The 24,627-nt window shown below is 67.7% G+C and carries 26 protein-coding genes and 1 tRNA gene; 12 read left to right on the top strand and 15 right to left on the bottom strand.

All coding sequences use genetic code 11. From position 1 onward, the window contains the following. Positions 1 to 35 precede the first annotated feature (35 nt). A complete protein-coding gene (locus GTH33_RS13520; RefSeq protein ID WP_163958832.1) occupies positions 36 to 1,445 on the top strand; it encodes an AmpG family muropeptide MFS transporter in 1,410 nt (469 codons plus the stop codon). Positions 1,446 to 1,449: 4 nt separating this feature from the next. On the opposite strand, the gene GTH33_RS13515 is transcribed toward GTH33_RS13520, so the two are convergent. From GTH33_RS13515 to GTH33_RS13465, 11 genes are all read right to left on the bottom strand, one after another. Next, positions 1,450 to 1,878 (bottom strand): DUF6628 family protein, encoded by a 429-nt coding sequence (locus tag GTH33_RS13515; RefSeq protein WP_163958831.1) that lies wholly within the window; start codon positions 1,876 to 1,878, stop codon positions 1,450 to 1,452. Between the two features lie 69 nt (positions 1,879 to 1,947). Continuing rightward, positions 1,948 to 3,261, bottom strand: coding sequence for a bifunctional folylpolyglutamate synthase/dihydrofolate synthase (locus tag GTH33_RS13510; protein WP_163958830.1), 1,314 nt, complete (start codon positions 3,259 to 3,261; stop codon positions 1,948 to 1,950). A gap of 20 nt (positions 3,262 to 3,281) precedes the next feature. Beyond that, entirely contained in the window at positions 3,282 to 4,136 is an 855-nt protein-coding gene (gene accD, locus GTH33_RS13505) for an acetyl-CoA carboxylase, carboxyltransferase subunit beta (RefSeq protein ID WP_163958829.1), read from the bottom strand. After that, positions 4,133 to 4,930, bottom strand: a complete 798-nt coding sequence (trpA, locus tag GTH33_RS13500; RefSeq protein WP_163958828.1) for a tryptophan synthase subunit alpha — start codon at positions 4,928 to 4,930, stop codon at positions 4,133 to 4,135. The genes accD and trpA overlap by 4 nt, the downstream gene beginning before the upstream one ends. After that, positions 4,927 to 6,159: a tryptophan synthase subunit beta gene (gene trpB / locus GTH33_RS13495; protein ID WP_163958827.1), complete on the bottom strand. Its 1,233-nt coding sequence runs from the start codon at positions 6,157 to 6,159 to the stop codon at positions 4,927 to 4,929. Before trpB ends, trpA begins: the two co-directional genes overlap by 4 nt. Next, positions 6,156 to 6,788: a phosphoribosylanthranilate isomerase gene (locus tag GTH33_RS13490; protein WP_163958826.1), complete on the bottom strand. Its 633-nt coding sequence runs from the start codon at positions 6,786 to 6,788 to the stop codon at positions 6,156 to 6,158. Before GTH33_RS13490 ends, trpB begins: the two co-directional genes overlap by 4 nt. Before the next feature lie 31 nt (positions 6,789 to 6,819). Further along, positions 6,820 to 7,176 (bottom strand): VOC family protein, encoded by a 357-nt coding sequence (locus tag GTH33_RS13485; RefSeq protein WP_163958825.1) that lies wholly within the window; start codon positions 7,174 to 7,176, stop codon positions 6,820 to 6,822. A 1-nt stretch (position 7,177) separates the two neighbouring features. Further along, positions 7,178 to 7,849, bottom strand: a complete 672-nt coding sequence (pyrF, locus tag GTH33_RS13480; RefSeq protein WP_163958824.1) for an orotidine-5'-phosphate decarboxylase — start codon at positions 7,847 to 7,849, stop codon at positions 7,178 to 7,180. Next, positions 7,846 to 8,205, bottom strand: coding sequence for a hypothetical protein (locus GTH33_RS13475; protein ID WP_243848229.1), 360 nt, complete (start codon positions 8,203 to 8,205; stop codon positions 7,846 to 7,848). Before GTH33_RS13475 ends, pyrF begins: the two co-directional genes overlap by 4 nt. A 63-nt stretch (positions 8,206 to 8,268) precedes the next feature. After that, positions 8,269 to 10,551, bottom strand: coding sequence for a patatin-like protein (locus GTH33_RS13470; protein WP_163958823.1), 2,283 nt, complete (start codon positions 10,549 to 10,551; stop codon positions 8,269 to 8,271). Beyond that, positions 10,551 to 11,258, bottom strand: a complete 708-nt coding sequence (locus tag GTH33_RS13465) for an endonuclease/exonuclease/phosphatase family protein (RefSeq protein WP_163958822.1) — start codon at positions 11,256 to 11,258, stop codon at positions 10,551 to 10,553. The genes GTH33_RS13470 and GTH33_RS13465 overlap by 1 nt, the downstream gene beginning before the upstream one ends. A gap of 242 nt (positions 11,259 to 11,500) precedes the next feature. On the opposite strand from GTH33_RS13465, the gene GTH33_RS13460 reads away from it, so the two are divergent. The 3 genes from GTH33_RS13460 to GTH33_RS13450 are packed head-to-tail and all read left to right on the top strand — an operon-like array spanning position 11,501 to position 13,975. Beyond that, complete coding sequence (locus GTH33_RS13460; RefSeq protein WP_163958821.1) at positions 11,501 to 12,211, top strand: hypothetical protein; 711 nt, start codon at positions 11,501 to 11,503, stop codon at positions 12,209 to 12,211. A 1-nt stretch (position 12,212) separates the two neighbouring features. Next, complete coding sequence (locus GTH33_RS13455) at positions 12,213 to 13,370, top strand: M48 family metallopeptidase (protein WP_243848230.1); 1,158 nt, start codon at positions 12,213 to 12,215, stop codon at positions 13,368 to 13,370. An 8-nt stretch (positions 13,371 to 13,378) separates the two neighbouring features. Beyond that, positions 13,379 to 13,975 (top strand): hypothetical protein, encoded by a 597-nt coding sequence (locus GTH33_RS13450; RefSeq protein WP_163958820.1) that lies wholly within the window; start codon positions 13,379 to 13,381, stop codon positions 13,973 to 13,975. 6 nt (positions 13,976 to 13,981) lie between these two features. On the opposite strand, the gene GTH33_RS13445 is transcribed toward GTH33_RS13450, so the two are convergent. Beyond that, positions 13,982 to 14,057 (bottom strand) — tRNA-Thr (locus GTH33_RS13445). A 59-nt stretch (positions 14,058 to 14,116) separates the two neighbouring features. Continuing rightward, on the bottom strand, positions 14,117 to 15,436 hold the full coding sequence (locus GTH33_RS13440; RefSeq protein ID WP_163958819.1) for a replication-associated recombination protein A: 1,320 nt from the start codon (positions 15,434 to 15,436) through the stop codon (positions 14,117 to 14,119). Positions 15,437 to 15,801: 365 nt separating this feature from the next. Here GTH33_RS13440 and GTH33_RS13435 point away from each other — a divergent pair, with 365 nt between their 5' ends. After that, complete coding sequence (locus GTH33_RS13435; RefSeq protein ID WP_243848231.1) at positions 15,802 to 16,425, top strand: PadR family transcriptional regulator; 624 nt, start codon at positions 15,802 to 15,804, stop codon at positions 16,423 to 16,425. Next, positions 16,422 to 16,712, top strand: a complete 291-nt coding sequence (locus tag GTH33_RS13430) for a DUF2218 domain-containing protein (protein WP_163958818.1) — start codon at positions 16,422 to 16,424, stop codon at positions 16,710 to 16,712. Before GTH33_RS13435 ends, GTH33_RS13430 begins: the two co-directional genes overlap by 4 nt. A gap of 78 nt (positions 16,713 to 16,790) precedes the next feature. Here the strand turns inward: GTH33_RS13430 and GTH33_RS13425 are convergent, their stop codons facing one another. Further along, positions 16,791 to 17,933, bottom strand: coding sequence for a glycosyltransferase family 4 protein (locus GTH33_RS13425; RefSeq protein ID WP_166753107.1), 1,143 nt, complete (start codon positions 17,931 to 17,933; stop codon positions 16,791 to 16,793). Between the two features lie 71 nt (positions 17,934 to 18,004). On the opposite strand from GTH33_RS13425, the gene GTH33_RS13420 reads away from it, so the two are divergent. The 6 genes from GTH33_RS13420 to GTH33_RS13395 all read left to right on the top strand — a co-directional run bounded on the left by GTH33_RS13420 (position 18,005) and on the right by GTH33_RS13395 (position 23,391). Continuing rightward, positions 18,005 to 18,703 carry a glutathione S-transferase family protein gene (locus GTH33_RS13420; protein ID WP_163958816.1) on the top strand — a complete coding sequence of 233 codons (699 nt, stop codon included), beginning with the start codon at positions 18,005 to 18,007 and terminating at the stop codon, positions 18,701 to 18,703. Between the two features lie 65 nt (positions 18,704 to 18,768). Then, entirely contained in the window at positions 18,769 to 20,142 is a 1,374-nt protein-coding gene (gene radA, locus GTH33_RS13415; protein WP_163958815.1) for a DNA repair protein RadA, read from the top strand. 169 nt (positions 20,143 to 20,311) lie between these two features. Beyond that, on the top strand, positions 20,312 to 20,875 hold the full coding sequence (locus GTH33_RS13410) for a CvpA family protein (RefSeq protein ID WP_163958814.1): 564 nt from the start codon (positions 20,312 to 20,314) through the stop codon (positions 20,873 to 20,875). After that, a complete protein-coding gene (locus GTH33_RS13405) occupies positions 20,872 to 21,309 on the top strand; it encodes an iron-sulfur cluster assembly scaffold protein (protein WP_163958813.1) in 438 nt (145 codons plus the stop codon). Before GTH33_RS13410 ends, GTH33_RS13405 begins: the two co-directional genes overlap by 4 nt. Next, positions 21,302 to 23,068 (top strand): cation:proton antiporter domain-containing protein, encoded by a 1,767-nt coding sequence (locus GTH33_RS13400; RefSeq protein ID WP_163958812.1) that lies wholly within the window; start codon positions 21,302 to 21,304, stop codon positions 23,066 to 23,068. The genes GTH33_RS13405 and GTH33_RS13400 overlap by 8 nt, the downstream gene beginning before the upstream one ends. Continuing rightward, positions 23,065 to 23,391, top strand: a complete 327-nt coding sequence (locus GTH33_RS13395) for a DUF423 domain-containing protein (RefSeq protein WP_163958811.1) — start codon at positions 23,065 to 23,067, stop codon at positions 23,389 to 23,391. Before GTH33_RS13400 ends, GTH33_RS13395 begins: the two co-directional genes overlap by 4 nt. On the opposite strand, the gene GTH33_RS13390 is transcribed toward GTH33_RS13395, so the two are convergent. Further along, positions 23,324 to 24,526 carry an acyltransferase family protein gene (locus GTH33_RS13390; RefSeq protein ID WP_163958810.1) on the bottom strand — a complete coding sequence of 401 codons (1,203 nt, stop codon included), beginning with the start codon at positions 24,524 to 24,526 and terminating at the stop codon, positions 23,324 to 23,326. The two genes, GTH33_RS13395 and GTH33_RS13390, sit on opposite strands and share 68 nt — an antisense overlap. Positions 24,527 to 24,627: the final 101 nt, after the last annotated feature.

The following is a 24,627-nucleotide window of genomic DNA, read 5'->3' as shown; positions in this document are numbered from 1 at the left end:
TGTTCGCATACGAAATTGCCGCTAGTGTCCGGTAGATGTTGACCGGCAGTAACCTGTATTTCGTCATCGTCGCGGCGATCGCTGTCCTCGTCGTCGTGGCGATGCGTCGTTCGCCCGCGGTCCGCGCGCGGCTCGCGCCGCTGGCGCCCTATGCCGAACGCGGGCCGATCGCGGTTTTCTTTATGGGAATTTCGTCGGGTCTCGCCTTCACGATGATCGGTGCCACGTTGACCACCCGGCTCAAACAGGACGGGCTCGACAAATCGACGATCACCGCCTTCACGCTCGGCTTCCTCGTCTACAATCTCAAACCGTTATGGGCATGGATGGTGGATGGCATACGGCTGCCGGTCCTCGGGGGGCTGGGCCAGCGGGTATCGTGGATATTGTTGTCGGGGGTGCTGGTCGCAGCCGCCATCGTCAACTTGGCCCTGGTCGATCCCGTCGCTGACCTTCAGGCGACGATCGTTGCGGCGGTGCTCGTCGGCTTCGCCGGCGCGACCTATGACATCGTCATCGACGCCTATCGCATCGAAACGCTCGAACCGAACCAAATGGGTGTCGGATCGGGCATGACACAATATGGTTGGAAGATCGGGTCGGTGCTGGCGGGGGCCCTGGCGCTGGTCATCGCGGCGCGATCGAACTGGCAAGTCGCCTATCTTGCCTGCGTCGTCTTCGCCTTCCCGGCGATGATCGTCGCGGTGCTGCGCGGCGAGCCATCGCGCCGGCGGGAACCCATCGTGCGGCGGGGGATGTCCGAACTTGGCGCGTCCATCATCGGACCATTCATCGAATTCTTTCGCCGTCATGGGGCCCTGGTCATCCTGGCCTTCATCCTGCTCCACAAGATCGGCGATACGCTGGGGCAGCAGGCGTTGCGTCTGATGCTCGACGACCTCGGCTTCACCAATGACGAAATCGCGCTCTACGACGTCGTCATCGGCTTCTGGGCGTTCTGGGTCGGCCTTGCGATCGGCGGGGTGCTTTACGCCAAACTTGGCTTGAAGCGATCCGTGCTGCTCAGCTTGATGCTGATGATGATCTCCAATGCCAGCTTCGCCTTGCTCGCGGCTGCGGGCCACAGCAACATGGGGCTGGCGGCGGCGATGGCGTTCGAAAATGTCGCGAGCGGTATCGGCGGCGTCACCATCGTCGCCTATTTTTCGGCCTTATGCGATCTGCGCTTCACCGCTGCGCAATATGCGCTCATCTCCGCGGCGGCGAGCGTCGTCGGACGGGTGCTCACCGCCACGACGACGGGGCGACTGGTCGATAGCTTCGGCTATGTCGCCTTTTATTGGGGAACCACCGCGGCCGCATTGCCGGGCGTGTTGTTGTTCTGGTGGATGAGCCGTTCCGGATTGATCGATCGTTCGATCGGCAGTGCCGGCGTTTCGGGGGAAGGCGACGTGCGCGCCGAGGAGCCGCAGGGGACCGCCTGATCGATCATACGCAGATCGGGCGACCATCGTCGGCGAACGCCATTGCAAGGACGGCGACGCTCGCCATCACCGCATCGACGCGGCGCACGCCGAGAAGGTCGCCTAGCAGGTATCGCGCACTGTCCGGTGCCGTTTCGATCCGCGAGAGGATGGTGAGCAGCGATCGCTCGGCAGCGGTCATGCGCGAACAGCAGCATGGCGCGATGGCGATCGTACCTTCGGCAGTGCCGGCAAGGTCTGCCATCAACGCTCGCATCAGGACGAGCGGACGTCGGAAATCCTGTCCGAACGCGGTGAACAGTGCGTGGCTGGCGCGGGCGTCGTGGGGCCCGTGCGCGCCCATCCGTCGCAGCGCGAACAACGCGATCCGCGCATTGGGACATGCGGGCAACGCATAGGGCAGAGCGGCGATCGTGGTAGTGAGATCGGACATGACGACGACTCCAATGTTCGTCGCCAACAGTCCTAAAATCGCTATTGCAAGTCAATCGCAATTGTTATGTCAATCCGGTGCCTCGTCGTTCAGGGCGAGCGCTTCACCGGCGAGATACAGCGAACCCGCGATCAACACGATCGCACCGTCGTGCCGAGCTGCGCTATCGACGGCCTCTACCAGCCCCGTTGCCGTCTCTCCCGTCAGGCCAAGATCGTCGGCCATCGCCACCAATGCTGCCGGAGCATGATGCGCATGCCCCGGTACCGGCACGGCGATGACGTGGGACACCGCGGTGGCCAGCATCCGCAAAACCCCGGCGGCATCCTTGTTGGCGAGCATGCCGAGCACCAGCACGACCGGACGGCCGGCCGCCACGTCGCGCAACGCGCGGGCTACCGGTTGCGCCGCGGACGGATTGTGCGCGCCGTCAAGCCACAGCTCGCGGCCTTCACCCAGTCGATCGTGCAGGGGGCCGCCGCCGAGCCGTTGCATGCGTGCTGGCCATTGCGCCCAGTCCGCGGCGGCACGCATGGCTGCCTCCGGCACGTTCACCGTGCCCTGATGTCGCAGCATCGCGATCGCCAACGCAAGATTGCGCGATTGATGCGGTCCGACCAGCCGCGGCCGGTGCGTCACGACCGAAAAGCCGGTGTCGCGATAGCGGATCGTGCCACGCGCGGTGTCGCTCCACCAATGCTCGTTGCGGGCTACGAGCGGAGCCCCGACCTGCGCGGCGGCCGCGGCGATGCGCGCGCGGCTGGGGGCAGGGTAGTTCATCGTCACCAGCGGCACGCCGGCCTTCGCGATCCCTGCCTTCTCCGCGGCGATGTCGGTGATGCGGTCGCCGAGGAACGCCTCATGATCCATGCCGAGCGCCGCAATGCCCGTGACGGTGGGGCACTCGATGACGTTGGTCGCATCCAGTCTGCCGCCCAACCCCACCTCGACGATCGTGGCCGTCGCCGGTGTGCGGGCGAAGGCCAGGAACGCCGCGGCGGTCGTCACCTCGAAGAAGCTCGCGGCGATGCCGTCGGCGTGGTCGAGCACCTCGCCGAGCAGCGCTGAAAGCGCCGGATCCTCGATCAGGCGTCCGGCGATGCGGATGCGTTCGTTGAAGCGCACCAGATGGGGGCTCGAAAAGACGTGGACGTCATGTCCCGCTGCCTCCAGCGCCGCGCGCAGGAAAGCGCAGGTCGAACCCTTGCCGTTGGTGCCGGCGACATGGAACACCGGCGGCAGCGCATGTTGCGGATCGCCGAGCCGCGTGAGCAGGCGGGTGATCCGTTCCAGCCCCAGCACGTCGGCACCGGGCGACAGCGCCCATAGCCGATCGAGCTGCGCTTGCACCGCGGGGTCGGTAGATGTGGCGTGGTCCGGCATGCCCGCGCGCGCCTGTTAAGCTAGGCCGCGCGCGCTGCCGTGAGGTAACCGATCACCGTCGCCAGCTGGTCGCGCAACTGCTTGCGATGCACCACCATGTCGAGCATGCCGTGATCCAGCAGATATTCGGCGCGCTGGAATCCCTCCGGCAGCTTTTCACGGATCGTGCTTTCGATGACGCGTTGGCCGGCGAAGCCGATGAGCGCGCCGGGTTCCGAAATCTGCACGTCACCCAGCATTGCGTAGCTCGCGGTGACGCCGCCGGTGGTCGGATCGGTCAGCACCACCACATAGGGCAGGCCGGCATCGTGCAACATTTGGATCGCAACGGTGCTGCGCGGCATCTGCATCAGGCTCAGGATACCTTCCTGCATGCGCGCGCCGCCGGCGGCGGTGAAGATGACGTACGGTGCCTTGTCCTTGATCGCCGCCTCGACCCCGCGCACGAACGCTTCGCCGACGGCAAGGCCCATCGATCCGCCCATGAAGGCGAAGTCCTGTACGCCCATCACCACGCGGTGGCCTAGGATCGTACCGCGGGCGTTGATGAGCGCATCCTGTTCCTGCGCCAACGTCCGCGCCGCCTTCAGCCGGTCGGTATAGCGTTTCGAATCACGGAATCTCAGCGGATCCTCAGGCACCTTGGGCACCGGCAGTTCGGAACAGCTGCCATCATCGAGGATTTGCCGGAAGCGTTCCTTCGGCCCGATCCGCTCGTGATGGTCGCACTTCGGGCAGACGTAGAGGTTCTCCTCCAATTCCTTAGCGAAGATCATCTGCCCGCAGCCCTTGCACTTGTGCCACAGGTTCTCGTCCGACGATTCGCGCTTGGCGACGAAGGGCAGGGCGTTGCGGACGTTGCTGATCCAGCTCATGCGGTAACCTTTCGCGCGGAGTCCTTCAGCGCTCCGCTCAGCGATTGAACATAGGTACGGACGGCGGCGGGCGCATCGGCACCATGCTGCGCGACGAGTTCCACGATCGCCGACCCGACGACGACGCCGTCGGCGACCGCACCGATCGCCGATGCCTGTTCGGGCGTGCGCACGCCGAATCCAACTGCGACCGGCAGGTCGGTCGATGCCTTCAGCCGCGCGACGGCCTGATCGATCGATCCTTGCGCCGCCTGTTGCAGGCCGGTGATCCCGGCGACGGAGACGTAATAGAGAAAGCCGGACGCGCCATCGAGCACCTTGGGCAAGCGCGCGGCGTCGGTGGTCGGCGTGGCGAGGCGGATCGGATCGATTCCGCGGCGGCGCAATTCGGGACCCAGCGCGTCATCCTCTTCGGGAGGAATGTCGACGCAGATCACGCCATCGACGCCCGCGTCCGCCGCAGCCTGCGCGAACCAGTCGGGGCCGCGGCGCAGCATCGGATTGGCATATCCCATCAGGACCAGCGGGACATTCGGGTGACGTGCCCGAAACGCCGTCGCGATCGACAGGATGTCGGCGGTGCGCGTGCCGGCGGCCAAGCTGCGGATGTTCGCCGCCTGGATCGCCGGGCCGTCCGCCATCGGGTCGGTGAACGGCATGCCGAGTTCGATGACGTTCGCACCGCCTTCGACCAGGGCGTCGAGGATCGCGTCGGTCGGTCCGTCGCCCGCGGTGACGAAGGTCACCAGCGCAGGCCGATGCACTGCGAAGGCACGCGCCAGCCGCTCGCTCATATTGCCACCCCCAGCGCGTCGGCCACAGTGAAGATGTCCTTGTCGCCGCGACCGCATAGATTGGCGAGGATGATCTGGTCGTCGCGCATCGTGCGCGCGCGCTTGGTCACCGCGGCGATGGCGTGGGCGGGTTCCAGCGCGGGGATGATCCCCTCCGTCCGGCACAGCAGCTGAAAGGCGTCCAGCGCCTCCTTGTCGGTTGCGTTGGTATATTCGACGCGGCCGATGTCGCGCAGCCAGGCATGCTCGGGCCCGATGCCGGGATAGTCGAGGCCGGCCGAGATCGAATGCCCTTCGGCGATCTGCCCGTCCTGGTCCTGCAACAGATAGGTCTTGTTGCCGTGGAGCACGCCGGGAAAGCCGCCTGCCAGGCTGGCGGCGTGTTCGTTGCCCTCCAGCCCATGGCCCGCCGCCTCGACGCCGAGCATGGCGACGTCGGCATCGTCGAGGAACGGATGGAACAGGCCGATCGCATTCGATCCACCACCGATCGCCGCCACCAGCATGTCGGGCAGCTTGCCGGTCCGCGCGAGCAGTTGCGCCCGCGCCTCGCGTCCGATGATGCTCTGGAAGTCGCGGACCAGTTCGGGATACGGATGCGGGCCGGCAGCGGTGCCGATGATGTAGAAGGTGTCATGGACATTGGCGACCCAGTCGCGCAGACCCTCGTTCATCGCATCGGACAGCGTCTGCGCGCCGGACGTCACGGGGCGAACCTCCGCGCCGAGCAGCTTCATGCGGAATACGTTGGGCTGTTGCCGTGCGACGTCCTTGGCACCCATGTAGATGACGCAGGGCAAGCCGAAGCGGGCACAGACTGCGGCGGTGGCGACGCCGTGCTGGCCTGCGCCGGTTTCGGCGATGATCCGAGTCTTGCCCATGCGGATGGCGAGCAGGATCTGGCCGATGCAATTGTTGATCTTGTGCGCGCCCGTGTGGTTCAACTCGTCGCGCTTGAACCAGACCTGCGCGCCCATGCCGGGCTTCCCACCCTCACGCACCGCGGCGCTTAGCCGTTCGGCGTGATACAGGGGGCTGGGGCGGCCGACGTAGTGTTCCATCAGGTCGTCGAATTGCGCCAAAAAGGCCGAATCGGCCTTCGCCGCGCGATATTCGCGTTCGAGATCGAGGATCAGCGGCATCAGCGTTTCGGCGACGTAGCGGCCGCCGAACTGGCCGAAATGCCCACGATCGTCGGGTTGCGCGCGAAAGGTGTTGGGGGCGTTCATAGCTGCGCCGCTTTAAGGAAGGCGGCGATCTTGTCCACATCCTTGACCCCCGGCGCGCTTTCGACGCCGGACGATACGTCGACCAGCGGCGCACCGGTGCGCCGGATCGCCTCCGCCACATTGCCGGGATCGAGGCCGCCCGACAGCGCCCAGGGCAACGGATGATCGAATCCGTCGAGCAACGCCCAATCGAACCGCAGGCCCATGCCACCCGGCAGGCTGGCGCCGTCCGGCGTCTTGGCGTCATAGAGGATCCGGTCCGCAGTCCCGATGAAACCACGCGCTGCGCCAAGGTTTGCGCGCGTCTTCACGGCGACCGCCGCCCACGTCTGGCGGCCGGTCCGTGCGCGGATCGCGGCCATCCGCGCCGGTGTTGTCTTGTGCAACTGGAGGATGTCGAGCTTTCCGGAGGTCACCGCGCGCTCGACGGTATCATCGTCGGGATCGACGAACACGCCGACCCGCCCGACGCTCCCCGGCACCCGCGCGGTCAGCCGTTCGGCCTGCGCGAAATCGAGGTGGCGCGACGAAGGTGGAAAGAAGACGAACCCGATATGGCTGGCGCCATGGCGAAGCGCCGCGTCGAGCGTTTCGGGCGTCGAGAGACCGCATATCTTGGCAAGGGGCATGGCGTGTCCTTCGGCGCTCCGGCCGCGGAACTCAACCCCGTGTCGGCGGCTCCGACACCTGCCATAGCACGCCGACGGGATCGAAGAGGAAACCGACCCGCAGGCCGTGATCCTGCATCGCCGGTGCGCGCGGTGGCTGCACGCCGAACCGTTCGATCAGCCCGTCCGTCCGCTTCCACCAATCGTCGAGATCGTCGACGAACAGCTGGTACATGCAGTTTTCCTCCCACGCCTGAACATAATAGGCCTGTAGCAGGATGCCGGCGCCGTCATGGTCCATGATCGCCAGTTCCGCGTCGCGGTACACCGTGTCGAACCCGATCGCCGCGTAGAAGGCCTGGGACAGCGCGAAGTCTTTTGCCGGGACGAAGGGCCGGATCAGCGCCACGTCACAGCGTCGCGCCGATGGCCCGCGCGGCGGCGTCGGGGTCGTCGGCCTGTGTGATCGGTCGACCGATCACGAGGATCGACGCGCCCGCATCCAGCGCGGCGCGCGGGGTGACCACGCGCTTCTGGTCGCCCGCCGGGCCATCGGCGGGGCGGACGCCGGGCACGACGAAGAACCCCCGCGGCCACGCAGCCTTGGCGGCGGCGACCTCTGCCCCCGAACAGACGATACCGTCGATGCCTGCCTCATGGGCTAAATCGGTCAGGCGCAGCACCTGATCGTGCGCGCTGCCGCCGACTCCGGTCGCCGCGAGATCGGCCGCATCCAGACTGGTGAGCATGGTCACCGCGACCACCCTGGTATGGATGGGCGCCGCCGCCTTGGCATCCTCCAGCATCGCCCGCCCGCCGCTCGCGTGGACGGTCAGGATCGCCGGTTCGATCGGACTGAGCGCCTGTACCGCCTTTGCGACGGTATTGGGAATGTCGTGCAGCTTGAGGTCGAGGAAGATCGGCAGGCCGAGCTCCGCCATCTCGCGCACGCCATGCTGGCCATGCGCACAAAAGAACTCGAGGCCCAGCTTGATGCCGCCGATGTGCGCACGCGTGCGTGTTGCGATCGTCTTGGCGCGGGCAAGGTCGGGCGTGTCGATCGCGACGTAGATGGGGCTCATATCAGTCGCCCCTCCGGCGCGACGTCGACGACCGGGTCGGTCGCGATCGGCATTGCGGGCATGGCGGGCACGGCGGGCACGGCGGGCACCGCGGGTGCCGCGACGAGCGCGCGATTGTCGGCCAGCATCCGTTCGCAGGTCGCCAGCCGCTGGCGCAGTCGCCAGCGGACCGTGCCGAGATACAGATAGGTCGGCAGGAAGCCGATGAGAAAGGTGACCAGCAGCAGCAGCGGCAGGTTCACGTCGGCGATCAGGCCGCTCCACATGTTGATCTGGATGCTGGTCCAATTGCCATAGGTGAACAGCGCCGCGACGAAGGCGAGCAGGAACCAGAACAGGATCTTGAGGAACTGCATGCGATACTCCCGATGGCGGTCAGGGTAGCGGCGGGTCGCGCGGTTGGCCAGCCTTTGACCGGGTCAGCCCACTTCGGTGCGGAGCGTCGCGATCAGGGACGGTATCGCGGTCAGCCGCGGCTCCTCTTCGTCCAGGATCGCGCGAAACGCGGCGCGCTTGATCGCGGCGACGCGGCCGGGCTTCATCCGCACCGTCGGCGGCAACGTCGACACGCAGATGTCGATCATGCGTTCGGCGCCGTGCAGCCGGCCCCACAGATAGTCGTTCTCGCGATAGGCGCGGCTGAAGAACGCGCCGAAGCTGTTGAACTGGATGCCCTTCAACGTCGCCTCCGCCCCGCCTGACCGGATCGCCGTCGCATCATCGGGCGCGATGCGATCGACCTTGATAGGATCGAATTCGTCCAGCCCTTCGCCCTGCAACAGCGGCAGTGTCGCCGTATCGAAATAGGGAAAGCCGAGATAGGCGAGCAGCAGCGACCGCCGCGTCGCCCTGTCCAGCGTGGCGAACGCCTCCGCCAGCCGGCTGTCGGTTTCCGCATCGAGCGCGGTGAGGTTCAGCGCCTCCCCCAGCGCATCCAGCACCGGTCCGGCGTCCGCGCCGCGCAGCCGCCGCACCTGCGAGCCGAGATGCGGGTGGTCGTCCGCCCGTTGGCGGTCGAGATACGCGGCGAGCGAGGCGTAGATCGCGTCGCGCATCGCACTCGCATCGACGCCGTCGGCCTCCAGTTCGCTCAACCTGCGTGCCATCAGGCGCAGGCGGCGGATGCGAAAACCGGTGTCGAAGGTGCGCAGGAAATCGATCGTCGCTGCGCTTTCCTTGCCCGAAAAGGACGGTGCGACCCCGCCGAAGCCGCGGTCGGCGATCGCCGCCTCGATCGCGGCGCGGATGCGTCGCCAGCGGTGCTGGCCGGGTTCGCCGCCGACGCGATAAAGCAGCGCGGTGATCGACTGGACGACGCCGCTGAGTTTCAGATGGCCATATGCGGCATAGCTGTAGCCGGCGCGCGTCGCCGCCGCGCCTTGCGCACGCCGCCGCCATGCGATCAGCCGGGCCGGTGTAGGGCGATCGAGGAACAGGGTATGACCGAACAATTGTTCGATCTCTTCCTCCACGGCGGGGCGCAGCGCCGTGACGATGCCCTGCATGCGGTCGATCCGACCCGACCGTTCGGCGATCGCGTCCAGGTTGTCGCGGATCGGTTGCTGGCGCGGCAGGTCGCTCAGCGCGCCGAGGATGGTCTGGAAGAAACCCGGCTTTTCCCCGCCCGCGCCCAGACGGATCTTTATCCCGGGTGAGGGGTCGATGTAGACGAAGCGGCGATCGATCTCGCGGCGTGCCGGACGTTCCTTCAACGCATCGATGGCGGGCCGGAAGGGCGCGTTGGCAAGGACCGATCCGTCGATCAACACCGCCTTGTCCGTCTGGTTGGCGGCGTATTGGCGGGGCAGGGTGCGCTTCAGGAAGTCGGCGCGCTCCGGCCAGTCGATGCCCCGATCCGCCAGCACGCCGTCCAGTTCGCCGACGGTGAAGGGCGGGAAGGCACCGGGAAAGCTCGATGTCGCCCGCGCCGCAAAGGCGAGATCGGGGATCGCGCCGATCGGCCCGCCCGAGGCATGGTCGGTGAAGCTCAGCACGATGCGGTGTTCCGTCTCCATTACTTCCGGCGGCGAGTTCAGTCGCAGGCGTTCGGGATGGCCGGTGAAGTCGGTACAGGTGACGAACAGGTCGAGTGGCTGGCCATCGGGCAGCAGCCGCGGTCCGACCTCGCTCTTCGCCATCGCATCGAAGGCGTCGAGCAGCAGGCCTGTGAAGGTCGCGCCGCCGAACGGTGGTTCGAACCAGCGCGAGCGGACGAAGTGCGACAACTTGGTCCGCACCTCGTCGCGGGTCGCCTCGTCCAGTGCCTCGACCTTGTCGGCGCTGCGACCGGCCGCGACCCAGGCGAGTGGCAAGGCCCACATCTTGGAAAACCGCGATGATGGCGCGGCGTCCGGATCGATCAGCGCCTCGACATCGGCGGATGTGAGCCACAAATCGGTGAGCGGTTCGAGGCTTTGTCCGGTCGCGATCGCCTGCGCCAGGAAGATGCCGTTGATCCCGCCCGCGGATGCGCCGGCGATGATGTCGGCGAGGACGCGGACCTTCAGGTCCGCCATCGTCTCGATCTCCTCGATCAACGCGCGATAGACGCCCTGGCTGCCTTCCGCGGCGGGTTCGCCGGCGTGATAGGCCTGGCTGGCGCGGACCATGCGCCAGACCTCCTTGGTGATGCCGTGCATGTAGACCGCAAGGCTGATCCCGCCGTAGCAGACGAGGGCGAGGCGCAGTTCCTTCTCGCGCATCAGGCGGGTGACACCATGGCCCAGATCGGCAGGTGGTCGGACGTCTTGCGCGCGGCGGCCGTGGCGTGCACGCCGCAATCGGTCACCGTCAGTTCGCGCGACACCATGATCCGATCCAGCCTGCCGACCGGGCGGCGGGAATGGAAACTGGGCCCCGTCGTCGCCATCGCATAGTCGCGGCCGAAATCGCGCAGGCAACCGGCGGCGGCGGTCCATTCGTTGAGGTCGCCCATCAGCACGGTGGGATGGCTGTGCGTCGATGCGGCGACATGCGCCATGATCGCGGCGGCCTGTCGCCGTCGCCACAGGCCCGACAGGTCAAGGTGCATGCCGACGATGCGGACGATGCCGGCATCGGTCCGCACGTCCGCCATCACCGCGCCGCGCGGTTCGAGCGAGGGGAGGTGGATCGCCTCGCGGTGGACGATGTCCGCCGACTTGCGCACGAGGATGACGTTGCCGTGCCAGCCCATCGACAGCGCGCGCATGCCGAATTCCACCGGTTTCCAGTCGCTGTGTTCGTCCAGCAGATGCGTGGACAGCACGGCTTCGCGGGTGCCGAAGCGGCGATCCGCTTCCTGCAATGCGACGATATCGGCGTCGATCTCGCGCAGCACTTCGATCACGCGTTCGGGGTTGCGACGGCGGTCGAGGCCGATGCCCTTGTGGATGTTGTAACTGGCGACCTTCAGGGAGCGTGAAACCATTGCGGAGGCGTAACGCCGGTCGGCGCATTTGGTGCCGGACGGAGAGGATGCAGGGCGCCGCGCCGGGATGCGGCGTCGTCCATGGGTCAGCACAAGTCATGGCATCGCAGGATCATGGCGAGCATGGCTTGGCCCGCGACCGAAACATGATACCGTCGGGATGAATGGCATGGGGGCATGCGATTCGGGGGGGAATCATGATACGGGCATTGTACACCTGCTTGGCCGCCATCGTCCTCGTCATGCTGACGTCTGTGCCGGTGTTCGCGCAGGAGAAGACCGGACTGAAACCGGGCTTTCAATTGAAGCCGGGTACTGCGCGCATCGTGCTGCTGCGACCCTCGATCAAGGTCGGGGCGCAATCGACCGGCGGTATGTTCGAGCCCAATGCCGACTGGACTGCGCAGGCGCGCGAGAACATCGCTGCGGCGCTTGGGCTCGCACAGACCAGCCTTGGCAATATAGTGGGTGATTACGTCGAGCCCGGGAATGCAGACCCGGCGATGTTGGCGGAATATCAGGAATTGTTCGATGCGGTCGCGCAATCGGTGATCGAATACCAGTTCTTCCCCGGCAACCGCCTGCCTACCAAGAAGCGCGACGGGCAGTTCGAATGGAGCCTGGGCGCGGATGTCGCGCGCCTGCCCGGTCTGGCGGGTGCCGATTATGCATTGTTCGTCACGACAGAGGATCATTTTGGATCGACCGGGCGCAAGGTCCTGCAGGTGTTCGCCGCGCTGGCACGCGTGCCGGTGACCGCTGGCGTGCACAAGGGGTTTGCCGGACTGGTCGATGTGCGCACCGGCGAACTGGTCTGGCTGAACGCCGATCTACAGATGGGCGGCGACGTGCGCGATGCCGAGGGTGCGCAAAAGCGCGTACGGCAGTTGCTGGAAGGGTTCCCGGGCAAGCCGGCCGACGCGCCGGTGACGGCCGTATCGGCGGCGCACTGAGATGCGCTGGCGGATCGCGGCGGCCCTGACGATCGGCATGGCGTCGACACCGGCGATGGCGGCCAACAAGGTCGCCCCGCTGCCGCCCTATGTCGCCGCCTACCAGCCGACGAACGTGGATGAACGTGGCGCATGGATGATGGCGGACGAGGATGAGCGGCATCTGCGCGATGCCGCCGACGTGATCCGCGATCCCGCGCTCAACGCCTATGTGCGCGGCGTGCTGTGCCGGACGGTCGGCGAGGATCGCTGCAAGTCGGTGCGGCTCTACATCCTGCGCGTGCCGGCGTTCAATGCGACGATGACCGCCAACGGGACGATGACGATCTGGTCTGGCGCCTTGCTGCGGTTGCGCAACGAAGCCGAATTGGGCGCCGTGCTGGGCCATGAATTCGGTCATTTCGAACTGCGGCACACGCTCAGCAGCTTTCGCAACAGGCGCAGCGGCAGCGACCTGATGGCCTGGGCATCGATCCTGGTGGCGAACAGCGGCGCCATGCAGATCAGCACGATCGGCGGCTTCTACGCATTCGACCGGGCGCAGGAGACGTCGGCGGACATGATCGGCGTGCGCTATCTGGCGACGTCGCGCTATCCGTCGGCCGCGGCGGCGGACGTGTGGGACCGGATCATGGGCGAGGCGGATGCGACCGCGATCGGGCGGCACCGCAAGGCCAACCAGAAGTACGTCGCCGGCTTCTTCGCCACCCACCCGACCAATCTGGCGCGCGCGACCTATCTGCGGGCGGCGGCGCAGGAGATCGGGGACGGCGGCTCCGCGGCGGCCGATGCCTATCGCGCAGCGCTGGCGCCATGGTTGCCGACATTCCTCGCCGATCAGGTCAAGCTGAACGATTTCGGCGGCAGCGAATTCGTGCTGGCTCAATTGGCGGCGGATGGCTGGACGACGCCGCTGCTGTTCGCGCGGGCCGAATTGTACCGCGAGCGCGGCAACCCGCGCGACCTGGTCAGCGCCGCCGGCTTCTACCAGGATGCGATCGCAAGGGGCGATGCTCCGCCCGAAGCGTATCGCGGGCTCGGCCTGTCGCTCCTGCGCAGCCAGCAGATCGAGCCCGGCAAGGTCGCGCTGCGCGATTACCTGCGCCGCAAGCCTGATGCGGGCGATGCGGCGCTCATCTCCACCCTCGTCGATTCATGAGGTCCGTCATGTCCTTCCGCCGTCTCGGCCTGTCTGTCGCCATCGCCGCGGCGCTCATCAGCGTTCCCGCCATCGCGGGGAACAAGCTGATCCCGGCCGGCACCCGGATCGCGGTCGCCAAGTCGACGCTCACCGTGCAGCCCGCATCGGAGTGGAACAAGCTGGGCGCGCGGCCCGGCCGCAATGCCGAGACATGGACGCTGGATGGCGATGCGCTCAACGACCTGACCTTTTACGGGGGGATCGACGCGGGCAAGCCGCTGTTCCGCGAGGCCGACAGGAAGAACCGGCCGCTGCCGACGGTATCGGCGACGATGCTGATCACCGACATCCCCGCCCTGCTCGAAAGCAGCTACCGGATCGCGCTGGGAACGGCGGCGATGAGCATCGGCACGGTCGAGCCGGTCACATTCGCCGGCGGCAAGGGCGTCCGCTTCACCTATGCCTTTACTCGGCAGGGCGAGACGCTGCACCGCCGCGGCGAGGGGCGCGGAGCGATGATCGGCGGCAGGCTGTACCTCATCACCTACGAAGCGCCGGCGTTGTATTATTTCGACCGCAGCGTGGCAGCGGCGCGACAGGTCGCCGACAGTGCGCGCCTGTAGGCGATATGGTGCCGGTTGCAGGAATCGAACCCGCGACCTTCGGTTTACAAAACCGCTGCTCTACCAGCTGAGCTAAACCGGCGTTGGGTCGCCCCATGCGACAAGCGGGACGACTAGTCCAGAGGGAGCATGGCCGGACGGTCAGGGCTTGCGGTCGCGGCGCAGGGCATCCCAATGCGCCAGGCGTTCCTGCAACCGCGCCTCAAACCCGCGGCCGCTGGGTTCGTAGAAGCGCTGCGGCGGCAGTTCGTCGGGCCAGTAATTGGCGCCGGAAAAGGCGTCCTCGGCATCGTGGTCATAGGCGTAATCGGCGCCATAGCCGATCTGCTTCATCAGCTTTGTGGGGGCGTTGAGGATGTTGGCGGGCGGCATCAGCGATCCCGTCTCCTTCGCCGACCGCCACGCCTTCTTCTGCGCCATATAGGCGGCGTTCGATTTGGGAGCGGTCGCGAGATAGAGGCAGGCCTGCGCGATCGCCAGCTCGCCCTCGGGCGAACCGAGGAAGTCGTAGGTGTCCTTGGCCGCGATGCACTGGACCAGCGCCTGCGGGTCGGCGAGGCCGATGTCCTCGACCGCAGCGCGGGTGAGGCGGCGGAGGAGGTAGAGCGGCTCCTCGCCCGCGGTCAGCATCCGCGCCAGATAATAGAGCGCCGCCTGCGGGTCGGAACCGCGGATCGATTTGTGGAGCGCGCTGATCAGGTTGTAATGCCCCTCGCGATCCTTGTCGTACACCGCAACGCGGCGTTGCAGAAAGGCGGAGAGGGCATTGGGGTCCAGCGGCTCTGGCAGGTCGACCGAGAACAGGGTCTCGACCTGATTGAGCAGGAAGCGGCCATCGCCGTCCGCCTGCGCGACGATCGCGGCGCGGGCGTCGACGGTCAGCGGCAGCGTGCGCCCCTCGATCGCCTCCGCCCGGTCGAGCAGCTGGCCCAGGGCGTCGCGGCCGAGCCGGTGGAGGATCAGCACCTGCGCGCGGCTGAGCACGGCGGCGTTGAGTTCGAAGGAGGGGTTTTCGGTGGTGGCGCCGACCAGCGTCACCGTGCCGTCCTCGACATACGGCAGGAAGCCGTCCTGCTGGGCGCGGTTAAAGCGGTGGATCTCGTCCACGAACAGCAACGTGCGCCTGCCCAGGCGGGCATGGTCGCGCGCGTCGGCAAAGGCCTTCTTGAGGTCGGCGACGCCCGAGAACACCGCCGAGATCGCGACGAACCGCAGGTCGACGGCGGCGGCGAGCAGACGGGCGATCGTCGTCTTGCCGGTGCCGGGTGGCCCCCACAGGATCATCGACGACAACCGTCCCGCCGCGACCATCCGGCCGATCGCGCCGTCGGGACCGGTGAGATGGTCCTGCCCCACGACGTCGGCCAGCTGGCGCGGGCGCAGGCGGTCGGCAAGGGGGGCGCCGGCAACCGGCACGTCCGGAACGGGTTCGGGCTCCAGGCCGGTCAGCAGGTCTGCCATGGCGTTCAGATAGGGCGGGCCGGCGGCTCCGTCACCCCCGCGGCGCGGCGGCCAAATTGGACACCATGAACAACCGGGGCACTCGTACGGAAACGTACGCCGACCATCGTTTCCGTTTGGTGATGATTCGGACGGGGCAGGACTGCCCGGCGCCATGGGCGGGGCGAGCGGACGAGCGCTACCAGTCCGCCGTGATGTAGGACAGCGGACGGCGTTATGCTTCCGCAGCAATGGGTTGCATCGAACCTCGACCAACAGCCATAGTGCGCGGCAGCCGATGGACAGTCAAGATATATCTCAAAAGGTCTTGCGTATCCGAGGATGAGATATATCTTGAGCGCATCGAGATAGGAAAAGGAATCACGATGTTTGCACATATGCAGGGCCGCGGCGGACGCGGTTGCGGACCACGCGGTGGCAGTGGCGGCGGGGAATGGTCGCGAGGACCGTTCGCCGTCCGCTGGGAATTCGGTGGGGGTGACGGGCGCGACCATTATCGTGGCGGCGGCGGCGGCGGCGGCGGCCGTCGCCGGATGTTCGACGGCAGCGAGCTGCGGCTGGTCTTGCTGAGGATGATCGCCGACGAGCCGCGGCACGGCTACGAACTCATCAAGGCGGTCGAGGAACTGACCGGCGGCGCCTATGCGCCCAGCCCCGGCATGGTCTATCCGGCGCTGACGATGCTCGCCGAGATGGAATTGATCGCCGAACAGCCGTCGGACACCACGCGCAAGCGCTTCGGCGTGACCGAGGCGGGCCGCGCGCATCTGGCGGAGAATGCCGACATCGTCACCGCGATGATGGCGCGACTGGCGGCGGCGGGCGAACACCGCGCGCGTAGCGATCGGGCGCCGATCCGCCGGTCGATGCGCAACCTGCGCGATGTGGTGATGCACCGGCTGGAAAGCGGAGAATTGTCCGACGATGCGGTGCACGAGGTGAGCGCGATGATCGACGAGGTCGTCCAGAAGATCGAGCGGCTGAAGTGAGCGTCTCGCTTGCACGGGTGCCGACCGCTTCGGCCAGCCGATACCTCCAGCAGCTGGCCAAGCACTGGAGCCACAAGATGGCGGTGACCTTCACCGCGGAGGAAGGGACGATCGCCTTCCCCAACGGATCGCGGCTGGAGATGAAGGCGGACAGCGATACGCTGGACGTAGTGCTGCACGTGCCCGACGGCGAGGACGCCGTGCGGATGCGCGAGGTGGTGGCGAGCCACCTCGACCGGTTCGCGTTCCGCGAAGCACCGCTGACGTTCGACTGGCACGAGGGGTAGGGGAGCGCCTTCAGCAGCGAGGCGTGGTCCCCCGCCGTCACTGACGGACGGCGCCGGTTCCACGTACCGGCATGGGCGCTAGCGTCCGTGCAGATCCAGATAGGTGTCCAGCACCGCTTGGTTCGCCGTCGCCCAGCGATAGGTGGCGGCGCTGGCGGCCCCTGCCGCACCCATCCGATCGCGCAGCGTGGGGTCGGCGACGATGCGGCCGATCGCGTCGGCATAGCCGGCGATGTCCATCGGATCGACCAGAAAGCCGGTGACGCCGTCCTCGACCAGGTCGACCGCGCCGGTGGCGCGGGCGGCGACGACGGGTACGCCCGCCGCCATCGCCTCCGTCGTCACGTTGCCGAAGGTTTCGGTGATCGACGGGTTGAAGAACACGTCCATCGACGCGACGGCGCGACCAAGATCGTTCCCCGACTGGAATCCGGCGAAGATCGCGCCGGGGGCCTGCTGCGCGAACCAGTCCTGCGCCGGTCCCTTGCCGACGACCAGCACCTTGTGCGGCACGCCGCGGCGGGTCAGCTCCTTCACCACCTCGGCAAACACGTCGAGGCCCTTTTCCTTCACCAGCCGGCCGAGGAACCCGATCGCGATCTCATGGTCTGCGATGCCGAGGCTGCGGCGCCATGCAGGGTCCCGACGCTCCGGCTTGAAGCGGTCGTGGTCGATGCCGCGCGACCAGATCGTGATCGGCGTAGTGACGCCCCAGTCCTGCAACAGCGCGCCCATGCTGGGGCTGGGCGGCATGACGCGGTCGACCCGGTTGTAGAAGCGGGTCATGATCGCCTTGATGACCGGTTCGACGAAGCCGATGCGATAATAGCGGAAATAGGTTTCGAAGCGCGTGTGGAACGAGGCCACGCTGGGGATGCCATGTCGGCGCGCCCAGCTGACCGCGCCATGGTTGAGCAGGTCGGGTGCCGAGACATGGACGATATTGGGCGCGAACGCCTCCAGATCGGCGCGGGTCGCGGCGGGCAGGTAGCGGCCGAGGCGATATTCCTCGCGCCCCGCCGGCAGCGGGATCGCCGGCACCGGGACGAGATCGCCGACCGGGGGAAAGGCGGGGCGATCGGTGGTCGGCGAATAGACGCGGACCGCGACGCCATGGTCGAGCAGGTGGCGGACGAGCAGGTTCAGCGCCTGGTTCGCGCCATCCCGCGTATAATTATAGTTACCGCTGAACAGGGCGACACGAAGATCGGAAGGTTGCATGCTGGCGCGGGCCATAGCGTTGCGAATGCGGCATGGCTATGTCGGCGGCTCCACCGACGGAGGCTGTACCTGTGACCGACCTGTCCGCGTTTCCGATCACCGCGCGCTGGCCCGCGCAGCATCCCGATCGCCTGCAACTCTATTCGCTGCCGACGCCCAATGGCGTGAAGGTGTCGATCATGCTGGAAGAGACCGGCCTGCCGTATGAGGCGCACCGCATCGATTTCGCGAAGGACGACCAGAAATCACCCGCGTTCCTGTCGCTCAACCCCAATGGCAAGATCCCCGCGATCGTCGATCCCGACGGCCCCGGCGGGGCGCCGTTCGGGTTGTTCGAGAGCGGCGCGATCCTGCTCTACCTTGCCGACAAGACGGGCAGGTTCGTGCCGATCGATCCGGCGGGACGGTGGCAGGCGATCCAGTGGGTGATGTTCCAGATGGGCGGCGTCGGCCCGATGTTCGGACAGGTCGGCTTCTTCCACAAATTCGCCGGCAAGGACTTAGAGGACAAGCGACCGCGCGACCGCTATGTTGCCGAAGCGGCGCGGTTGCTGGCGGTGATGGACACGGCGCTGGCGGGCAAGACGTGGTTCCTCGGTGATGACTATTCGATCGCCGATATTTCGATGCTCGGCTGGGTGAACGGGCTGGTCGGCTTCTACAACGCCGGCGACCTCGTCGGGTTCGAGCGGTTCGGCAACGTCGGGGCGTGGTTCGAACGGGGGCTGGCGCGGCCGGCGGTCCAGCGGGGTCTGACGATACCGGGCTGACCGTTCCAGCGCCACGGGCCGGATTTTTGTTCCCTTCCCGTTCTCGTTTCGCTACACCGTCGCGCATGGCGAAACCCCAGAAGCGATACGTGTGTCAGGCCTGCGGATCGGTGTCCCACCGCTGGGCGGGGCAATGCGGCGATTGCGCCGAATGGAACACGATGGTGGAGGAGGCGGGTGCGGTGGTGACGCCGTTCCAGGCCAAGCACGACCTGAGGACCGGCGGGCGGACGGTGCAGCTGGTCGGGCTGGACGCCGACATCGTCCTGCCCGAGCGGATGTCGACCGGCATCGCCGAGCTCGACCGGGCGCTGGGCGGCGGCTTCGTCGAGGGGTCGGCGACGCTGATCGGCGGCGATCCCGGCATCGGCAAGTCGACGCTGCTATTGCAGGCGGCGGCGAAGCTGGCGCTGGCCGGGCGCGCGGTCGCCTATGTCTCGGGCGAGGAGGCGGCGGACCAGGTGCGGCTGCGCGCGCGGCGGCTGGGGCTGGGCAATGCGCCGGTGCAGCTGGCCGCCGCAACGTCGACGCGCGACATCCTGACGACGCTGTCGCTGGGGCCGCCGCCGGCACTGCTGGTGATCGATTCGATCCAGACGATGCATTCCGACCTGATCGAGGGCGCACCCGGCACCGTCAGCCAGGTGCGCGCATCGAGCCAGGAGCTGATCCGCTTCGCCAAGGAGCGCGGCACCGCGCTGGTGCTGGTCGGCCACGTCACCAAGGACGGTTCGATCGCGGGGCCGCGCGTGCTCGAACATATGGTCGACACCGTGCTGGCGTTCGAGGGCGAGCGCAGCCACCAGTATCGCATCCTGCGCGCGATCAAGAACCGCTTCGGCGGCACCGACGAGATCGGCGTCTTTTCGATGCAGAGCGAGGGGCTGGAGGAGGTGTCGAACCCGTCCGCCCTGTTCCTGACGCAGCGCGACGAGGGGGTGACGGGGACGACGGTGTTCCCGGCGCTGGAGGGGACGCGGCCGGTGCTGGTCGAGATCCAGGCGCTGGTGGTGCGCCTCGCCAGCGGGGCGACGCCGCGGCGCGCGGTGGTCGGCTGGGACAGCGGGCGGCTGGCGATGATCCTGGCGGTGCTGGAGGCGCGCTGCGGGCTCAGCTTTTCCAGTGCCGAGGTGTATCTGAACATCGCCGGCGGTTACCGCGTGCAGGACCCGGCGGCGGACATGGCGGCGGCGGCGGCGCTGGTATCGGCCTTGTCCGAGCGGCCGGTGCCGGTCGATGCGGTGGCGTTCGGCGAGGTCGCGCTGTCGGGCGAGGTACGGCCGGTGGCGCATGGCGCGCTGCGATTGAAGGAGGCGGCCAAGCTCGGCTTCGAACGGGCGCTGGTCCCCGCGGCGGTGGCGAAGGACGACAGCGCGCTGCGGCTGACGGGATTCCGGACGCTGGGGCAGTTCGTCGACCATATGCTGGGGCGGGGGTGAGGGTCGACACGGTTCGCCCGTGCCCTCGGCCTGTCGCCGGCCTCGCCGTGCCGTCCCGCTCCCGGACCGATACCGGGACGAGCCGGAAGCGCGGGGGCAACGGCGATCGGCAGGCGATCTGCATGCGCGGGACTAGCGGCAGGCGCCGCGCATCCCTATTCCCCCTCTCATGGGGCTGACCGCACTGGACATGATCGTACTCGTCGCCGTGGGCGGCGCGGCATTGCTCGGGTTGAAGCGCGGCTTCGTCACCGAAGTGCTGTCGCTGTTCGCCTGGTTCGCGATCGTGGCGATGCTGAAGCTGTTCCACGTCGCGCTCGCGGCCAAATTATACACGGTGGTCGGGACACCGTCCGGTGCGGCGGTGGCGGCGTTCGTGGTGATCGCGGGCGGCACCTATCTCGGCGGCAAGCTGGTCGCCAATGCCCTGGGCAAGCGCACGCGGCAATCGATCCTGGGCCCGGTCGACCGCGCGCTCGGCTTCGGCTTCGGGGCGTTGAAGGGGCTGATCATCGCCAGCCTGGGGTTCCTCGTCGCCGCGCTGCTGGTCGATACCGCGCGCGGTGGCCCCGCACGCCGGCCCGACTGGATGACCCAGTCGCGCAGCTATCCGCTGCTCAACGCGACCAGCGCCGGGATCGCCGATTTCGTCGATCGCCGTCGTCGCGGCCAACCGGTATTCGGGTCGCGGCAGAGCCTCGATCGCGCCGGCAACACGAGTGACACGCCATGAACGCGCCTTTGTACAATGCCGAGATCCTGCGGCTGGCGGCGTCGATCCCGCACCATGTCCGGCTGGAGCATGCGCAGGCGACCGCCGAGAAACGGTCGCCGATCTGCGGCAGTCGCGTCACCGTGGACGTCGGCGTGGACGACGGTGGCCGGGTGAGCGAGGTCGGGCTGCTCGTCCGCGCCTGTGCCCTGGGCCAGGCGTCGTCGTCGCTGCTCGCCGCCGCGATCATGGGCAAGACGCCCGAGGAACTGGTGGCGGCGCGCGATGCGCTGACCGCATGGCTGGCGGGCGAGGGGCCGATGCCGGACTGGCCGGGGCTGTCGGTGTTCGAACCCGCGCTGTCCTATACCGCGCGGCACCCGTCGATCCGGCTGGCGTTCGAGGCGGCGGCCGAGGCGGCGCTGGCCGCCCGCGAGGCGCGCGCCCATGCATGAGGCGGCGGAGGGCGTGTCGATGCTGCGCGACGGCGTGATCCTGCTCGGCGCCGGGCTGACGTTCGTGCTGCTGTTCCGCAAGCTGGGGCTGGGCGCGACGCTGGGTTTCCTGGTCGCCGGTGCGGTGGTCGGGCCGCACGTGCTGGGGCTGGTCGGCGATGCCGAATCGAAGATGGGGATCGCCGAACTTGGCATCACCCTGCTGCTGTTCGTCGTCGGGCTGGAACTCAACCCGACGCGGCTGTGGCGGATGAAGCAGGAGATCTTCGGGCTCGGCCTGCTGCAGGTCGTCGCCTGCGGACTGGCGATCACCGCGGTCGTCTGGGGGCTCGCCCGCTTCTCGGTCCCCGCGGCGTTCGCACTGGGCCTGCCGCTGGCGCTGTCGTCGACGGCGCAGGTGCTGCCGATGCTGCAATCCTCGGGGCGGATGCGCACGCCGTTCGGCGAACGCGCCTTCTCGATCCTGCTGTTCCAGGATTTGTCGATCGTCCCGCTCATCACGATCGTCGCCGCGATGAGCCGCAACCCCGCCGATGCCGGCGGACCGCCGGGCTGGCTGCTCGCGGTCTATACCGTCGTCGCGGTGGCGGGGCTGATCCTGGCCGGGCGTTTCCTGCTGCGGCCGCTGTTCCGGCTGATCGGCAACCTGGGCGAGCGCGAGATGTTCGTCTTCGCGGCGCTGTTCACCGTCATCGCCAGCGCGGCGGTGATGGAGGCGCTAGGCCTGTCGACCGCGCTCGGTGCGTTCATCGCGGGCGTCATGCTGGCGGACAGCCCGTACCGGCATGAACTGGAGGCGGACGTCGAGCCGTTCCGATCGATCCTGCTCGGCCTGTTCTTCCTGGCGGTCGGCATGCTGCTCAATCTGCAGGCGATCGCCGATCGGCCCTTCTTCGTGCTGTCGATGGCGCTGGCGCTGATCGCGACCAAGACCGCGGTCATCATGCTGATCGGCCTTGCGTTCAGGATGACATGGCGCAGCGCGCTGGCACTGGGGCTGCTGCTCAGCCAGGGCGGCGAGTTCGGCTTCGTGCTGTTCGCGCAGGCGCAGGCGGGCTTCCTGGTGGCGCCGGAGGCCGCCAGCCTGTTCGGCGCGATCATCACGCTGTCGATGGCGACGACGCCGTTCCTGATGGGCGCGACCAGGCGGTTCCGCGAGGAACCGGTGGCGAAGGACCAGGCGCGCGACGGGCCGAACGCGGATGGCGCCAATGCGATCATCGTCGGCTATGGCCGGTTCGGGCAGACGGTCGGGCAGATGCTACTGGCGCAGGACATCCCCGTAACGCTGATCGACACCGATATCGAGATGATCGACATCGCCGGCGAATTCGGCGCCAAGGTCTATTACGGCGACGGCACGCGGATCGACCTGTTGCGGCAGGCGGGCGCGGCGGAGGCCGAACTGATCCTGTTCTGCATCGACGGCGACCAGATCCAGCCCGATACGCTGGAGGGGGTGCACGAGGCATTCCCGAACGCCGCCCTCTATGTGCGGGCCTACGACCGGCGTGCGCTCATCAAGCTCAAGAAAACCTCGACCGCCTATGTCGTGCGCGAGGTGCTGGAATCGGCGGTGAAGATGGCGCGGGTCGCGATGCGCGACCTCGGCATCGCCGGCGCGGATATCGACCGGGCGGAAGACATGTACCGGTCGCGCGACAAGGAACGGCTGCGCATCCAGATCGAGGCGGGCGACATTCGCGCGGCGCGGTCGATGGTGGCGGAACAGCAACCCTGGGGGAACGACCCGCGATGATCCTCGGCATTCTGGCGGCGCTGTCCGGCGCGATCGCGGTCGCGGCCGGTGCCTTCGGCGCGCACGGCGCGAGCGGTCTGGCGCAGGAATGGCTGAAGACCGGGGGTCAATATCAGCTGGTCCACGCCGTCGCCGCACTGGTGGCGCTGCGCATGAACGCGCCGGGGCCGGGCTGGCTGTTCGTCATCGGCGGCGCGGTGTTCGCCGGCACGCTCTACGCCATGGCATGCGGGGCGCCGCATTGGCTGGGTGCGATCACCCCGGTCGGTGGCGCCGCGCTGATCGGCGGCTGGCTATGGCTCGCCTGGTCGCTGCGCGGCTGATGCGAAGGCCGCCATCCTCGCGCCATCGCGACGGTGGGGACCGAGCCGCCAGCGCGTCGGGCGCAGCGACGCGATCGAGCCACTGACGCAAGCGCCGCGACCAGCGGCCCTCCAGCGTGGGCGCCAGCAGCGCGGCGACCGCGACGGGCATCAGCAGGATCGGTCCGAACGCGACGAGGCTGTTCCCGGCGGTGATACCCGTCGCGTGCAGAAGCGTGAGGATCGGCCAATGCAGCAGGTAGAGCGTGAAGGTGAGCGCGGCGAACCACCGGGCCGGCCGGGCGGACGCCATCAGCAAAGCAGTCGGTACGGCAGAGCGCAGGCTGCCGATTGCCACCACCGCCAGTGCCAGCAGCGCGGCCTGGCCGGTATCGACGATCCAGTAATTGGAGAATTCCAGATCGGGCAGGCCCACGCTGGCCCTGCTTGACTGGCTGACGACGCGTGCAGCACCGCTGCCGACCAGGAGCAGGACCAGCGTCGCCGTGACCACGATCGTCAGTGGCGGCCGGGATATGGTGACCCCCCGGCGCAGCGCGACCGAGGCACCGACCCCCAGCAACCAGGCCGGTAGCAGCAGCAGCACCGTCACCCCCGCGATCGTGGCGGTCGCGCACAGGACAACCCACCGGATCGGGCCGCGCAGGTAGAACCATGCGCCGAAGATGACGTAGAACCAGACCTCGTAGCATAGCGACCAATATGGCGGGTCGAGGGCCGGCCGCAGTGCGGTCCAGCGTTCGCTGAGGAACAGCAGCGGTACGATCAGCGCGCCGACGCTGATCCGCGGGCTGACCCGGGGATCGGTCGGCGCGATGCCGAGCCCGGACAGCAGCCAGTACACCGCGGCGGCGAAGCACACGGCGAAGGCCGCGACCGGCAGGATCCGGGCGATGCGCGCGACCGCATAGGAGCGCAGGCTGGCGGTGCGGGTCGCGGATCGGTGGATCAGAAAGCCGGACAGCACGAAGAACACCACCACCGCGCCATGCTGAAAGGTATCGTCGAACGGCCAGGGGCCGGTGTAGAGTTTCAGCTGGACCGCATGGCCGATCAGTACCGTGATCGCCGCGAGGCTTCGCAGGATATCGAGCGCGACCGACATGGCAGGCGAAGGCGTGGCGGCGGGCGACATGGCGGCAGGTTAGCGGGAAATGGTTGGCGCGGTGTAAAGGCAGCGACCACGCGCTGCCGGCTGCCGATTGCCAGCGCCCGCTTCGAGGTCGCCTCTAGTAC

Source organism: Sphingomonas insulae (assembly GCF_010450875.1).
GTDB classification, from domain to species: Bacteria; Pseudomonadota; Alphaproteobacteria; order Sphingomonadales; family Sphingomonadaceae; genus Sphingomonas; species Sphingomonas insulae.
This window is presented reverse-complemented; position numbering and strand designations above follow the sequence as displayed.

What these genes read in the sequence shown, in the direction of transcription:
- GTH33_RS13475 (WP_243848229.1), bottom strand. Translation starts at nt 8,205, where the DNA reads ATGCAGTTCCTCAAGATCCTGTTCTGGTTCCTGCTCGCCTTCGTCGCG.
- GTH33_RS13440 (WP_163958819.1), bottom strand. Translation starts at nt 15,436, where the DNA reads ATGGCAGACCTGCTGACCGGCCTGGAGCCCGAACCCGTTCCGGACGTG.
- GTH33_RS13390 (WP_163958810.1), bottom strand. Translation starts at nt 24,526, where the DNA reads ATGTCGCCCGCCGCCACGCCTTCGCCTGCCATGTCGGTCGCGCTCGAT.
- radA (WP_163958815.1), top strand. Translation starts at nt 18,769, where the DNA reads ATGGCGAAACCCCAGAAGCGATACGTGTGTCAGGCCTGCGGATCGGTG.
- accD (WP_163958829.1), bottom strand. Translation starts at nt 4,136, where the DNA reads ATGAGCTGGATCAGCAACGTCCGCAACGCCCTGCCCTTCGTCGCCAAG.
- GTH33_RS13400 (WP_163958812.1), top strand. Translation starts at nt 21,302, where the DNA reads ATGCATGAGGCGGCGGAGGGCGTGTCGATGCTGCGCGACGGCGTGATC.
- GTH33_RS13450 (WP_163958820.1), top strand. Translation starts at nt 13,379, where the DNA reads ATGTCCTTCCGCCGTCTCGGCCTGTCTGTCGCCATCGCCGCGGCGCTC.
- GTH33_RS13510 (WP_163958830.1), bottom strand. Translation starts at nt 3,261, where the DNA reads ATGCCGGACCACGCCACATCTACCGACCCCGCGGTGCAAGCGCAGCTC.
- GTH33_RS13515 (WP_163958831.1), bottom strand. Translation starts at nt 1,878, where the DNA reads ATGTCCGATCTCACTACCACGATCGCCGCTCTGCCCTATGCGTTGCCC.
- trpB (WP_163958827.1), bottom strand. Translation starts at nt 6,159, where the DNA reads ATGAACGCCCCCAACACCTTTCGCGCGCAACCCGACGATCGTGGGCAT.
- GTH33_RS13435 (WP_243848231.1), top strand. Translation starts at nt 15,802, where the DNA reads ATGTTTGCACATATGCAGGGCCGCGGCGGACGCGGTTGCGGACCACGC.
- GTH33_RS13460 (WP_163958821.1), top strand. Translation starts at nt 11,501, where the DNA reads ATGCTGACGTCTGTGCCGGTGTTCGCGCAGGAGAAGACCGGACTGAAA.
- pyrF (WP_163958824.1), bottom strand. Translation starts at nt 7,849, where the DNA reads ATGAGCCCCATCTACGTCGCGATCGACACGCCCGACCTTGCCCGCGCC.
- GTH33_RS13470 (WP_163958823.1), bottom strand. Translation starts at nt 10,551, where the DNA reads ATGCGCGAGAAGGAACTGCGCCTCGCCCTCGTCTGCTACGGCGGGATC.
- GTH33_RS13465 (WP_163958822.1), bottom strand. Translation starts at nt 11,258, where the DNA reads ATGGTTTCACGCTCCCTGAAGGTCGCCAGTTACAACATCCACAAGGGC.
- trpA (WP_163958828.1), bottom strand. Translation starts at nt 4,930, where the DNA reads ATGAGCGAGCGGCTGGCGCGTGCCTTCGCAGTGCATCGGCCTGCGCTG.
- GTH33_RS13405 (WP_163958813.1), top strand. Translation starts at nt 20,872, where the DNA reads ATGAACGCGCCTTTGTACAATGCCGAGATCCTGCGGCTGGCGGCGTCG.
- GTH33_RS13520 (WP_163958832.1), top strand. Translation starts at nt 36, where the DNA reads ATGTTGACCGGCAGTAACCTGTATTTCGTCATCGTCGCGGCGATCGCT.
- GTH33_RS13490 (WP_163958826.1), bottom strand. Translation starts at nt 6,788, where the DNA reads ATGCCCCTTGCCAAGATATGCGGTCTCTCGACGCCCGAAACGCTCGAC.
- GTH33_RS13455 (WP_243848230.1), top strand. Translation starts at nt 12,213, where the DNA reads ATGCGCTGGCGGATCGCGGCGGCCCTGACGATCGGCATGGCGTCGACA.
- GTH33_RS13425 (WP_166753107.1), bottom strand. Translation starts at nt 17,933, where the DNA reads ATGCAACCTTCCGATCTTCGTGTCGCCCTGTTCAGCGGTAACTATAAT.
- GTH33_RS13410 (WP_163958814.1), top strand. Translation starts at nt 20,312, where the DNA reads ATGGGGCTGACCGCACTGGACATGATCGTACTCGTCGCCGTGGGCGGC.
- GTH33_RS13395 (WP_163958811.1), top strand. Translation starts at nt 23,065, where the DNA reads ATGATCCTCGGCATTCTGGCGGCGCTGTCCGGCGCGATCGCGGTCGCG.